Annotated in this window: 11 protein-coding genes and 1 tRNA gene; 1 reads left to right on the top strand and 11 read right to left on the bottom strand. The window is 68.3% G+C overall.

Features of this window, described 5'->3' with window-relative positions; all coding sequences use genetic code 11:
- Position 1: 1 nt before the first annotated feature.
- Positions 2-73 (bottom strand) — tRNA-Gln (locus M7D61_RS09060).
- Positions 74-155: 82 nt separating this feature from the next.
- Entirely contained in the window at positions 156-1661 is a 1506-nt protein-coding gene (gltX, locus tag M7D61_RS09055; protein ID WP_298229700.1) for a glutamate--tRNA ligase, read from the bottom strand.
- A gap of 30 nt (positions 1662-1691) precedes the next feature.
- Here gltX and M7D61_RS09050 point away from each other — a divergent pair, with 30 nt between their 5' ends.
- Entirely contained in the window at positions 1692-2705 is a 1014-nt protein-coding gene (locus tag M7D61_RS09050; protein WP_298229702.1) for a TerC/Alx family metal homeostasis membrane protein, read from the top strand.
- On the opposite strand, the gene M7D61_RS09045 is transcribed toward M7D61_RS09050, so the two are convergent.
- The 9 genes from M7D61_RS09045 to M7D61_RS09005 all read right to left on the bottom strand — a co-directional run bounded on the left by M7D61_RS09045 (position 2644) and on the right by M7D61_RS09005 (position 12029).
- A complete protein-coding gene (locus M7D61_RS09045; RefSeq protein WP_298229699.1) occupies positions 2644-3627 on the bottom strand; it encodes a LysR family transcriptional regulator in 984 nt (327 codons plus the stop codon). The two genes, M7D61_RS09050 and M7D61_RS09045, sit on opposite strands and share 62 nt — an antisense overlap.
- 131 nt (positions 3628-3758) lie before the next feature.
- Positions 3759-4523 carry a fumarylacetoacetate hydrolase family protein gene (locus M7D61_RS09040; RefSeq protein WP_298229697.1) on the bottom strand — a complete coding sequence of 255 codons (765 nt, stop codon included), beginning with the start codon at positions 4521-4523 and terminating at the stop codon, positions 3759-3761.
- A gap of 2 nt (positions 4524-4525) precedes the next feature.
- Complete coding sequence (locus M7D61_RS09035; protein ID WP_298229695.1) at positions 4526-5641, bottom strand: branched-chain amino acid aminotransferase; 1116 nt, start codon at positions 5639-5641, stop codon at positions 4526-4528.
- The gene (locus M7D61_RS09030; protein ID WP_298229693.1) at positions 5638-6696 is read right to left on the bottom strand and encodes a 3-isopropylmalate dehydrogenase; all 1059 of its coding nucleotides are present in this window, start codon (positions 6694-6696) and stop codon (positions 5638-5640) included. Before M7D61_RS09030 ends, M7D61_RS09035 begins: the two co-directional genes overlap by 4 nt.
- A gap of 21 nt (positions 6697-6717) precedes the next feature.
- Positions 6718-6843, bottom strand: coding sequence for a hypothetical protein (locus M7D61_RS09025; RefSeq protein WP_298229691.1), 126 nt, complete (start codon positions 6841-6843; stop codon positions 6718-6720).
- Between the two features lie 148 nt (positions 6844-6991).
- Positions 6992-8584 (bottom strand): phosphoglycerate dehydrogenase, encoded by a 1593-nt coding sequence (gene serA / locus M7D61_RS09020; protein WP_298229690.1) that lies wholly within the window; start codon positions 8582-8584, stop codon positions 6992-6994.
- A 43-nt stretch (positions 8585-8627) separates the two neighbouring features.
- Entirely contained in the window at positions 8628-9656 is a 1029-nt protein-coding gene (ilvC, locus tag M7D61_RS09015) for a ketol-acid reductoisomerase (RefSeq protein ID WP_298229688.1), read from the bottom strand.
- Between the two features lie 67 nt (positions 9657-9723).
- On the bottom strand, positions 9724-10233 hold the full coding sequence (gene ilvN, locus M7D61_RS09010) for an acetolactate synthase small subunit (RefSeq protein ID WP_298229686.1): 510 nt from the start codon (positions 10231-10233) through the stop codon (positions 9724-9726).
- A 2-nt stretch (positions 10234-10235) separates the two neighbouring features.
- Positions 10236-12029: an acetolactate synthase large subunit gene (locus M7D61_RS09005; protein WP_298229684.1), complete on the bottom strand. Its 1794-nt coding sequence runs from the start codon at positions 12027-12029 to the stop codon at positions 10236-10238.
- Between the last annotated feature and the right edge of the window lie 12 nt (positions 12030-12041).

The following is a 12041-nucleotide window of genomic DNA, read 5'->3' as shown; positions in this document are numbered from 1 at the left end:
GCTGGGGCGCCTGGACTCGAACCAAGAACAAAAGAATCAGAATCTTCCGTGTTGCCAATTACACCACGCCCCAACGTGGCGGCCCGAGGGCCGAAAAACGATGTTACCGCATCGGCTTCACGCCCTGGAAACCGCGCCGCGGCCGAGACCACGACTCAGCCGAACCGTTCACGAAGCCGGGCGATCCGTGCCAGCGTCTCGTCGCGACCGAGGATCTCGAGCGACTCGAAGAGCGGCGGCGATACCCGGCGGCCGGATGCCGCGACCCGGAGCGGCCCGAACGCCACGCGCGGCTTGAGGCCGAGCCCGCCGTCGACGAGCGCCTCGCGCAGCACGACCTCGATGCCGGAGGCGTCCCACGACGACACCGCGGCGAGTGCCGTCGATGCCGCGGCCAGGACCGCGCCCGACTGATCGTCGAGCGTCGCGAGCGCGTCATCGTCGTAGCCGAGCGAGGCGGCATCCGTGAACAGGAAGCCGATCATGCCCGCGACCTCGCCGAGGAGCTGGACGCGCCCCTGCACGAGCGACGCCGCCGCGTTCAGCACCGCCAGCTGGGCCGGTGACGGCGGGTCGGCGAACACGCCGGCCTTCTCGAGATACGGCTCGGATCGCAGCGCGAAGTCCTCGACGTCGAGTTCGCGGATGTGCGCGGCGTTGATCGCCTCCGCCTTCTTGAGGTCGAAGCGCGCCGGGTTCGGGTTGACGTCCTTGATGTCGAATCTCTCGACCATCTCCGCCATCGAGAACACGTCGCGGTCGGCGGAGTAGCCCCAGCCCAGCAGCGCGAGGTAGTTGTCGAGGCCCTCGGGGATGAATCCGCGGTCCCGGTGGTGAAAGAGGTTGGACTCGGGGTCGCGCTTCGAGAGCTTCTTGTTGCCCTCCCCCATGACGTACGGCAGATGGCCGAAGCGCGGCACGAACGTGGTGATGCCCAGGTCGATGAGCGCCAGATAGAGCGGGATCTGCCGCGCGGTCGAGGGCAGGATGTCCTCGCCGCGCAGCACGTGCGTGATCTGCATGATCGCATCGTCGACGGGGTTGACGAGCGTGTAGAGCGGGTGGCCGTTGGGGCGCACGATGACGAAATCGCTGAACGAGCCCGCCGGGAACGTGATCTCGCCGCGGATGAGGTCGTCGAAGGCGATGTCGTGGTCGGGCACCTTCAGTCGGATGGCCGGCAGACGGCCCTCCGCACGGAACGCCGCCTTCTGCGCGTCGGTCAGCGCACGGTCGAAGTTGTCGTAGCCCGACTGCTTCGGCCGGCCGGCGGCCTCGTTGCGGGCGTCGATCTCCTCGGGCGTCGAGAAGGACTCGTAGGCGTGGCCCGCCTCGACGAGCTTGGCGACGACGTCGCGGTAGATGCCGTAGCGCTGCGACTGCCGGTAGGGCTCGTGCGGGCCGCCGACGTTCACACCCTCGTCCCAGGTGATGCCGAGCCAGTTCAATCCGTCGAGGATCTGCTCGAAGCTCTCCTCGCTGTCGCGCGCGGCATCGGTGTCCTCGATGCGCAAGACGAGCTTTCCGCCGGTGTGGCGTGCGTAGGCCCAGTTGAACAGGGCGGTGCGCATGAGGCCGACGTGCGGCGTCCCCGTCGGCGACGGGCAGAAGCGGACGCGCACCTCCGTGGCCGTCGCGGTGGTGAACGGGATGCTCGGCATAGGCCTTCCAGTCTACCGGCGGTCGATAGGCTGGTCCGGATGCTCCCCATGGCTTTCGAGATCATCGCCTTCGCCGTCATCGTCCTCGTGCTGGTCGGCGATCTCGTGCTCGCCTACCGCCGCCCGCACATCCCGAGCTCCCGGGAGTCGGCGCTGTGGATCGGCTTCTACGTGGCTCTCGCGCTGGTCTTCGCCGTGGTGCTCTTCGTCGTCGGAGGCGGGGCCCCCGCCGGTCAGTTCATCGCGGGCTGGCTCACCGAGTACTCGCTCTCGGTCGACAACCTCTTCGTCTTCCTGCTCATCATGGGCCGCTTCAGCGTGCCGAGGCAGTACCAGCAGGAGATCCTCATGGGCGGCATCATCATCGCCCTCGTGCTGCGGGGCATCTTCATCCTCATCGGTGCCGGCCTCATCGCGAGCTTCAGCTGGATCTTCTACCTCTTCGGGGCGTTCCTCATCTACACCGCCTTCCGCCAGGCGTTCGGCGGCGAGCAATCCGCGGAGCAGAGCGAAGGTCGTTTCATCGGCTGGCTGCGCACGCGCGTGCGCATCAGCGACGAGTTCGATGGCGCGAAGCTGCGGACGGTGGTCGACGGGCAACGCATGCTCACCCCTGTCATCCTCGTGCTCATCACCCTCGGCACGACCGACCTGCTCTTCGCGCTCGACTCGATTCCGGCGATCTTCGGCGTGACGACGAACTCGTTCCTCGTCTTCACCGCGAACGTCTTCGCCCTCATGGGGCTGCGCCAGCTCTACTTCCTGCTCGGCAACCTCGTCGAGAAGCTCGTCTACCTGACGTACGGGATCGCGACGATCCTCGCCTTCATCGGCATCAAGCTCATCCTCGAGGCGATGCACGGGAACGAACTGCCCTTCGTCAACGGCGGCCACGGCATCGAGTGGGCGCCCGAGATCCCCACGTGGCTCTCGCTCGTCGTCATCATGGCCTGCATGGCGATCGCGGTGGCGGCGTCCTTGCTCAGGATTCGCGCCGATTCTCGACCGGGCGCAACCCGAAGCGATCACCGTCCAGTGAGCTAGCCGCCGAGAGCACGGCCTTGACCGCCGGCACGCGTTCGGCGCCGAATCCGGTGACGATGTGGATGCTCCGGTGGTCGCCGCGGGCCGTGGGGCGCAGGGCGACCCCGCCGGGCACCTTGACCGAGTCGAGGGCGAGCTGCGGCACCAGGGCGACACCGATTCCCGCCGCCACCATGCCGAGCACCGCGCCGAAGTTGTCCGTCTCGTACGCGATGCTCGGGGCGAATCCGGCGGCCTCGGCGACCTCGAGCAGGTGACCGCGGCAGCGCGGGCAGCCGGCGATCCACGTCTCGCCCCTGAGGGATTCCATCGAAACCCGCTCCTCCTGCGCCGCCGGGTGCGTGGCGGGCAGCGCCAGTAGCATCTCGTCGGCCCACAGCGTCGTGACAGTGAGCCCCTGGGCGCTGTCGAGGTGGGGATCGTCCCGGTCGCCCGGGTACGAGAAGGTGATGGCCACATCCGCGACGCCGGAGCGCACCGCGTCGACCGCCTCGGGGGGCTCGTCCTCGTGGTAGCTCACGGCGATTCCACCGTGCTCGCGGCCGAGTTCGGCGAGCAGACTCGGCACGATGCTCGAGGACGCCGTCGGGAAGCCGATGACGCGGGCGCGGCCGCTGTGCAGCCCCATGAGGTCGGCGAGGGCGCCGGCTGCCGCGTCGAACGCCGTCGTGACCGCGCGGCCGTGGAGGGCGAGCACCTCGCCGGCCTCGGTGAGGCGGATGCCGCGGCCGATGCGCGTGGTCAGCGCGAGCCCGAGGCGTTCCTCGGCGCGGCGCAGATGCTGGCTCAGCGCGGGCTGGCTGTACCCGAGCGCCTGCGCGGCCGCGGTGATCGAGCCGTGCTCGGCGACCGCGGCGAGGATGCGCATCGTGTGCGCATCGATCTCAGGCAGCAGATCGGTGCGGGAGGAGACCAGGGTCATGCGGACAACAATAATGATTCGTCATGTGATCCATCCATTACCTGTTCTTGTGTGATGGATGCAGCCCGCGTCGACATCGACGTTCGCACCCTCAAGCCCTCGCCGACAGGGCCGGAACGTCGATCTCGGCGCTACGCGGCGACGACCGGGTTGCGCAGGATGCCGATGCCCTCGATCTCAACCTCGACGATGTCGCCCGGCTCGATGCGGCCGACGCCCGCAGGCGTGCCGGTGAGGATGACGTCGCCGGGCAGCAGCGTCATCGCCGCCGAGATGAACTCGATGAGCATCGGAATCGGGTGGACGAGCAGAGCCGTGTTCGAGTTCTGCCTCACCGCGCCGCCGAGACGCGTCTGGATCCCGAGCTTCGACGCGTCGATCTCGGTCTCGATGACCGGTCCGAGCGGGCACGACGTGTCGAAGCCCTTCGCGCGACCCCACTGGCCGTCCGACTTCTGCCAGTCGCGCTGGCTGACGTCGTTGGCCGCCGTGTAGCCGAAGACGTAGTCGAGGGCATTCGCGGCCGTCACCCTCTTGGCGACGCGCCCGATGACGACGGCGAGCTCACCTTCGTAGTCGACGTTGCCGCCCGGGTGCGCGATCGGCTCGTTGGGGCCGATGACGGCGGTGTTGGGCTTGAGGAACAGCATGGGCTCCTCGGGGACCGCATTCCCGAACTCGGCGGCGTGCTCGCGGTAGTTGCGGCCCACGGCGACGATCTTCGAGCGCGGGATGACAGGGGCGAGCAGCGTCACCGCCGCGATCCCCACCCGCTCACCGGTCGTCTCGTAGCCGGCGAAGAGCGGGTCGCCCTTGAGAATGACCCACTCCTGAGCGTCCGCGTCCAGGATGCCGAACGAGATGACCCCGTCGCGGCCGAAACGGCCGATCTTCACGCTCAGGCGTCCAGGCGGGTCAGCCAGCCGAAGCGGTCCTCGACCCGACCGTACTGGATGTCGGTGAGCTCCTTGCGCAGACTCATGGTGAGCGCGCCGGCGGGCGCATCCGGGTCGCCGATGGAGAAGCCGCGCGACTTCAGCTGCGCGATCGGGGTGACCACGGCGGCGGTGCCGCACGCGAATGCCTCGACGATGTCTCCGGATGCCGCCCTATCGCGCCACTCGTCGATCGAGATCTGGCGGCGCTCCACCGTGTGGCCCCGCGCCTCAGCGAGCTCGAGGAGCGAATCGCGCGTGACGCCCTCGAGGATGCTCGGCGAATCGGGGGTGATGAGCGTGCCGTCCTTCGTGACGAGGACGATGTTCATGCCGCCGAGCTCTTCGAGATACGTGTTCTCGACGGAATCCAGGAAGAGCACTTGATCGCAGCCTTCGGCGTACGCCTCCTGCTGCGGCAGCAGGCTCGCGGCATAGTTTCCGCCGGTCTTCGCCGCGCCCGTGCCGCCGAAGCCGGCACGGCCGTACTCGGTGGACAGCCAGATCTTCACCGGCTTCACGCCGCCCTTGAAATAGGCGCCGGCGGGCGAGGCGATGACGAAGTAGTAGACCTTCTTGGCGGCACGCACGCCGAGAAAGGCCTCGGCGGCGAACATGAAGGGGCGAAGGTACAGGCAGGTCTCATCGGCGGCCGGCACCCACGCGCCGTCAAGGGCGACGAGCTGCTTGAGCGACTCGATGAAAAGGCCGGTCGGCAGTTCGGGCAGCGCCAGGCGGCGGGCCGAGCGCTGGAAGCGCTCGGCGTTCTTGTCGGGCCGGAAGGTCCAGACGGAGCCGTCGGCGTGGCGGTATGCCTTGAGGCCCTCGAAGATCTCCTGGCCATAGTGCAGGGCGGCCGCGGCGGGGTCGAGCGCGATCTTGCCGTAGGGCTCGACCGCGGCCCGGTGCCAGCCGCCGCGCTCGCTCCAATGGATCTGGACCATGTGGTCGGTGAAGTACTGGCCGAAGCCGGGGTTCGCGAGGATCTCCTCGCGATCGGCGTCGCTCCGGGGGTTCGGGTTGCGCGTTACCGCGAACTGCAGGGGGCTCACATCGGTGAGGGAGAGCGAGAGCGTCATTTCTGTCCTTTCACCCGCACGGCGATCGCATCGCCGATCTCGACGGTCGATCGTGGAGCGGATCCGCGTTCGGAGAGGTCGGCGACCACGGCCTCGTCGATCCTGGTGGCGGCGTCCGCGAGACCGAGATGGTCGAGCAGGAGCGCCACCGACAGGATCGCGGCGGTGGGGTCGGCCTTCTGCTGGCCTGCGATGTCGGGCGCCGATCCGTGAACGGGCTCGAACATGCTGGGGAAGGTGCCGTCCGGGTTGATGTTGCCCGAGGCCGCCAGTCCGATGCCGCCGGTGATCGCAGCGGCCAGGTCGGTGAGGATGTCGCCGAAGAGGTTGTCGGTGACGATGACGTCGAATCTAGCAGGGTCGGTCACGAAGTAGATCGTCGCGGCGTCGACGTGCAGGTAGTCGACCGCCACCGAGGGGTACTCGGCCGAGACCTCGTCGACGAGTCGCTTCCAGAGCGCGCCAGCGTTGACGAGCACATTGGTCTTCGCCACCCAGGTGAGCCTGCCGCGCCGCCTCGACGCAAGGTCGAAGGCGTAGCGCACCACCCGCTCCACCCCGTAGGCGGTGTTGACGCTGAGCTCATTGGCGATCTCGTGCGGCGTACCGGGGCGCAGGACGCCGCCGTTGCCTGCGTAGAGGCCCTCGGTGCCCTCGCGCACGACGACGAAGTCGATCGCACCGGGGTTCGCGAGCGGGCTCGTCACGTTCGGGAAGAGCGTGCTCGGGCGCAGGTTCACATAGTGGTCGAGCTCGAAGCGCAGCTTCAGCAGGAGGCCGCGCTCGATGTTCGCATCCTTGAGGCGGGGGTCGCCGGGCACGCCGCCGACGGCGCCAAGCAGGATGGCATCCGCCTTCTTGATCTCGGCGAACTCGGCATCCGGCAGCACCTCGCCGTCCTCGAGGTAGCGGGCGGCGCCGAGGCGGTACATGGTGGGCTCGAAGGTGACGTCGCCGCCGGCGGTCGCCGCGGCGAGGACCTTGAGTCCCTCGGCGACGACTTCCGGGCCGATGCCGTCACCGGGGATCACGGCGAGGGAGACGGTGCGGGGCATGGTTCCAGCCTACCGACGGCGTCAGAGGCGGACGGTGCCGCCCGCCTCGAGCCAGGCGTGTGCCGAGCCGAGGGTGGGATGCCCCGCGAACGGATTGCCGCGCAGGCCCGCGCGTCTGAAGACGTCCACCTGCTTGAACCTGCGCACGGTTTCCACGCCAGCCTCCCGCGCCAACGGCGGCTATCTCGCCGCCCAGTGCCTCGCCACCCAGGTGGAGCTAGGTTCCCGCATGCCAGCGCAAAATTCACATCCCGCGCGATGCCCACGGGGGGTGGAGAGAACACGGGCCAGCAGCCTATGCGTCGACGTCGATCTCAAGCATGGTGTCGGCTGCGATGGCCGACTTGAGCGAGCCCAGGAGGCCGACAGGCACCGGCGAATCCACCGTCAGCACCGACAGCGCCTTGCCGCCCGCTGCCTCGCGCGCGATCTGCATGTTCGCGATGTTGATCTTCGCATCGCCGAAGGCCTTGCCGTAGAGCGCGACGATGCCCGGCCGGTCGCCGTAGACCATGACGATGTGATGAGCCGCGAGCGGCACCTCGATCTCGTAGCCGTTGATGCCGATGATCTTCTCCGCCATCTTCGTGCCCGACAGCGTGCCGCTCACCGAGACCGTCGTGCCATCGGCGAGGAGGCCGCGCAGTGTCGTCGTGTTGCGGTAGTCCTTGCTGTCCTCGCTGACCGAGAGCGACGTCGTCACGCCGCGCTGCTCGGCGAGGAGCGGCGCGTTGACGTAGGACACGTTCTCGCTGACGATCTTGGCAAAGAAGCCCTTCAGCGCGGCGAGCTTGTAGACGCTGACATCGTAGGCGGCGAGCTCGCCGCGCACGTCGACCTCGAGCGACGTGAGCGCGATCTCGCCGACCAGGCCGGCGAAGACCTGGCCGAGCTTCTCGACGAGCGCGATGCCCGGGCGCACGAACGGATCGATCACCCCGCCGGCGACATTCACCGCATCGGGCACGAGGTCGCCCTCGAGAGCGAGCTTCACCGAGCGGGCGACCGAGACGCCCGCCTTCTCCTGGGCCTCGTCGGTGGAGGCGCCGAGATGCGGGGTGACGACGACGTTGGGAAGGCCGAGCAGGGGGGAACCCGTCGGCGGCTCAGTGACGAAGACGTCGAGGCCCGCGCCCGCGATCCGGCCGGCTTCCAGCGCCTCGTAGAGCGCCGCCTCGTCGATGAGGCCGCCGCGGGCGACGTTGACGATGAACGCGGTCGGCTTCATGAGCTTCAGCTGCTCGGTGCCGATCATGCCCGTCGTCTCGGGCGTCTTCGGCATGTGGATGGTGATGAAATCGCTCTCGACGAGCAGCTCGCCCAGTGAGACGAGCGTCACGCCGAGCTGCTGGGCACGGGCGGCGGTCACGTAGGGGTCGTAGGCGACGACGGTGACGCCGAAGGCCTGCATGCGCTGCGCGATGAGGGCACCGATGCGGCCGAGGCCGATGATGCCGAGGGTCTTCTCGTAGAGTTCGACGCCGGTGTATTTCGAGCGCTTCCACTCCCCCGCCGCCAGCGAGGCGTGCGCGGCCGGGATGCGCCGGGCGAGGCTGAGGATGTGGCCGATGGTGAGCTCGGCGGCCGAGATGATGTTCGACGTGGGAGCGTTGACGACCATGACGCCCGCCGTCGTGGCGGCCTTGACGTCGACGTTGTCGAGGCCGACGCCGGCGCGGGCGATGACCTGCAGCCGGGGAGCCGCGGCGAGCGCCTCGGCGTCCATCTTCGTCGCGGAGCGGATGAGGACGGCGTTCGCCTCGGCGAGCGCCGGGAGGAGCGCCGCGCGGTCGGCTCCGTCGACTTTGCGGACCTCGAAATCCGGCCCGAGGGCCCCGATCGTCGCGGGGGAGAGTTCTTCGGCGATCAGCACGACCGGCTTGGGCACGGAAAATCCTTACGGGTTACGGGTCTCTGAGGGCTTCCGGCGGTCAGCGGGCCGCGCTGCCGTCGACATAGTCGTCGTCCGCGTTGGCGTTCCACGCGAAGAGGGCGCGCAGCTCGCGGCCGGTCTTCTCGATCGGATGCGCTTCGCCCTCGGCGCGGAGACGCTTGAACTCAGGGGCTCCCGCGTCCTGGTCGGCGATGAAGCGCTTCGCGAAGGTGCCGTCCTGGATGTCCGCGAGGACCTCCTTCATGTGGACCTTCACCTGGGGGTCGATGACGCGCGGACCCGAGACGTAGTCGCCGTACTCCGCGGTGTCGGACACCGACCAGCGTTGCTTGGCGATGCCGCCCTCCCACATGAGGTCGACGATGAGCTTGAGCTCGTGGAGTACCTCGAAGTAGGCGATCTCGGGCTGGTAGCCGGCCTCGGTGAGGGTTTCGAAACCGTACTGGACGAGGTGCGAGACGCCGCCGCAGAGCACGGCCTGCTCGCCGAACAGGTCCGTCTCGGTCTCCTCGGTGAAGGTCGTCTTGATGCCGCCGGCGCGCAGGCCTCCGATGGCCTTCGCGTAGGAGAGCGCGAGATCCCAGGCGGTGCCTGTGGCGTCCTCTTCGACGGCGACGATCACCGGCACACCGCGGCCGGCGACGTATTCGCGGCGCACGGTGTGGCCGGGGCCCTTGGGCGCGACCATGACGACGTCGACGCCCTCGGGAGCCTCGATGTAGCCGTAGCGGATGTTGAAGCCGTGGCCGAAAAGCAGCGCCTTGCCGGTGGCGAGGTGCGGCTTGATGTCCTCGTTGTAGAGGATTCGCTGGTACTGGTCAGGAGCAAGGATGACGATGACGTCGGCCCACTCGGTGCCCTCGGCGTTGGTGACGACGTCGAAGCCCGCCTCCTCGGCCTTCTGGATCGACTTCGAGTCGGGCTTGAGGGCGATCTTCACCTCGACCCCGGAATCGCGCAGGTTCTGCGCGTGGGCGTGGCCCTGCGAGCCGTAGCCGACGACGACGACCTTCTTTCCCTGGATGATGCTGAGGTCGGCGTCCTTGTCGTAATAGATCTCTGCCATTGCCGTTCTTTCCTGTTCGCTGGTTGAGTATCGCCGCAGCCGCGCATCGCGGCCGGCGGCGGGGTTCCTAGTTCCGGAAGACCCGGTCGGTGATCGACTTCGAACCGCGGCCGATCGCGAGAACGCCCGACTGGGCCATCTCCTTGATGCCGAAGGGCTCGAGCACGCGCAGCAGGGCCTCGGTCTTGCCGCCGTCGCCGGTGACCTCGACGACGAGCGTGTCGGTCGAGACGTCGACGACGCGCGCGCGGAAGAGGTTCACCGCCTCGAGCACCTGGGACCGGGTGGCGTTGTCGGCGCGCACCTTGATGAGCAGGTGGTCGCGTCGCACCGACAGGGCGGGCTCGAGCTCGACGACCTTGATGACGTTGATGAGCTTGTTGAGCTGCTTCGTCACCTGCTCCAGCGGCAGCTCGTCGACGTCCACCACGACGGTGATCCGCGAGAGGCCCTCGATCTCGCTGACGCCGACGGCGAGCGAGGTGATGTTGAAGCCGCGGCGCGCGAAGAGACCAGCGACGCGGGTGAGCAGACCCGGCTTGTCCTCGACGAGGAGGGAGAGAACATGCTCGCTCATGGTCACTCCTCGCTCCAGGCCGGGCTGTGGTCCTTGGCGTACTGGATGTAGCTGTTGCTGACCCCCTGCGGAACCATCGGCCACACCATCGCGTCCGCGCTCACCACGAAGTCGATGACGACCGGGCGGTCGTTGGTCATGAGGGCGAGCTCGATCGCCGGATCGATCTCCTCCGGCTTCGTCACGCGGATGCCGAGGGCGCCGTACGCCTCGGCGAGCTTGACGAAGTCGGGCACTCGCTGGCTGCCGTGGCCGGTGTGGAGTTCGGTGTGCGAGTGACGCCCGTCGTAGAACAGGGTCTGCCACTGCTTCACCATGCCCAGCGAGGAGTTGTTGATGATCGCGACCTTGATCGGGATGTCGTTGATCGTGCAGGTCGCGAGCTCCTGGTTGGTCATCTGGAAGCAGCCGTCGCCGTCGATGGACCACACGATGCGATCGGGCTGGGCGACTTTCGCCCCCATCGCCGCCGGGATCGAGTAGCCCATCGTGCCGGCTCCGCCGGAGTTGAGCCACGCGTTCGGGCGCTCGTAGTCGATGAACTGGGCCGCCCACATCTGGTGCTGACCGACACCGGCGACGTAGACGGCTCCCGGACCGGTGAGTTCGCCGATGCGCTGGATGATCTGCTGCGGGGCGAGCAGTCCGTCGCTCGGCTCGGTGAAGCCGAGCGGGAACTCGGCCCGGAGGCCGTTCAGGCGCTTCCACCAGTCCGACAGATCGGGTGCGGCTCCGCCGGTGACGGCGGCGAATACGTCGTCGAGGTCGATGAGGACCTCGCGGACGTCCCCCACGATCGGCACGTCGGCGAGGCGGATCTTCGAGATCTCCGCGGGATCGATGTCGACGTGCACCACCTTCGCGTTCGGTGCGAACTGCGACGCCTTGCCGGTGACCCGGTCGTCGAAGCGGGCGCCGAGGGCGACGATGAGGTCGGATTCCTGAAGCGCGAGCGCCGCCGGGACGGTGCCGTGCATCCCCGGCATCCCCAGATGCTGCGGATCGGAATCGGGGAACGCACCGCGGGCCATGAGCGTCGTGACCACCGGCGCGCCGGTGTCCGCCGCGAACTTCGCGAGCTCGGCCGAGGCGCCGGCGCGGATGACGCCGCCGCCGACGTAGAGCACCGGGCGCTTGCTCTCGGCGAGCAACTGCGCCGCCGCCTGGATCTGCTTGCCGTGCGCCTTCGTCACCGGCCGGTAGCCGGGCAGATCGATCTTCGGCGGCCAGAGGAACGGCGCCGTGTTCTGCTGGGCGTCCTTCGTGATGTCGACGAGCACCGGCCCGGGCCGGCCGGTCGAGGCGATGTGGTACGCCGACGCGATCGCGGCCGGTATCTCCTCGGGGGTCTTCACCAGGAACGAGTGCTTGGTGATCGGCATGGTGATGCCGACGATGTCGGCCTCCTGGAAGGCATCCGTCCCCATCAGGGTCGAGAACACCTGCCCGGTGATGGCGAGCAGCGGCACCGAGTCCATGTAGGCGTCGGCGATGGCGGTGACCAGGTTCGTGGCCCCCGGGCCCGACGTGGCGATGGCGACGCCGACCCTGCCGGATGCCGCGGCATAGCCCTCGGCGGCGTGGCCAGCGCCCTGCTCGTGGCGGACCAGGATATGCCGGATGGCCGACTGCTGCATGAGCTCGTCGTAGAACGGGATGATCGAGCCGCCGGGAATCCCGAAGATGTCGGTGACGCCGAGCTTCTCGAGAGTGCGCAGGATCGCGCCCGATCCGGTGAGGATCTCGGGCGCGTCAGCGCTCGCCGCCGAAGCCGGCATGGAGGTTTCCGTGGACATGAGGTGTCCCTA

The sequence above is a fragment of the Gryllotalpicola sp. genome (genome assembly GCF_027352875.1).
In the GTDB taxonomy this organism is placed as follows: Bacteria; Actinomycetota; Actinomycetes; order Actinomycetales; family Microbacteriaceae; genus Gryllotalpicola.
This window is presented reverse-complemented; position numbering and strand designations above follow the sequence as displayed.

What these genes read in the sequence shown, in the direction of transcription:
- M7D61_RS09045 (WP_298229699.1), bottom strand. Translation starts at nt 3,627, where the DNA reads ATGACCCTGGTCTCCTCCCGCACCGATCTGCTGCCTGAGATCGATGCG.
- M7D61_RS09005 (WP_298229684.1), bottom strand. Translation starts at nt 12,029, where the DNA reads ATGTCCACGGAAACCTCCATGCCGGCTTCGGCGGCGAGCGCTGACGCG.
- ilvC (WP_298229688.1), bottom strand. Translation starts at nt 9,656, where the DNA reads ATGGCAGAGATCTATTACGACAAGGACGCCGACCTCAGCATCATCCAG.
- ilvN (WP_298229686.1), bottom strand. Translation starts at nt 10,233, where the DNA reads ATGAGCGAGCATGTTCTCTCCCTCCTCGTCGAGGACAAGCCGGGTCTG.
- gltX (WP_298229700.1), bottom strand. Translation starts at nt 1,661, where the DNA reads ATGCCGAGCATCCCGTTCACCACCGCGACGGCCACGGAGGTGCGCGTC.
- M7D61_RS09030 (WP_298229693.1), bottom strand. Translation starts at nt 6,696, where the DNA reads ATGCCCCGCACCGTCTCCCTCGCCGTGATCCCCGGTGACGGCATCGGC.
- M7D61_RS09035 (WP_298229695.1), bottom strand. Translation starts at nt 5,641, where the DNA reads ATGACGCTCTCGCTCTCCCTCACCGATGTGAGCCCCCTGCAGTTCGCG.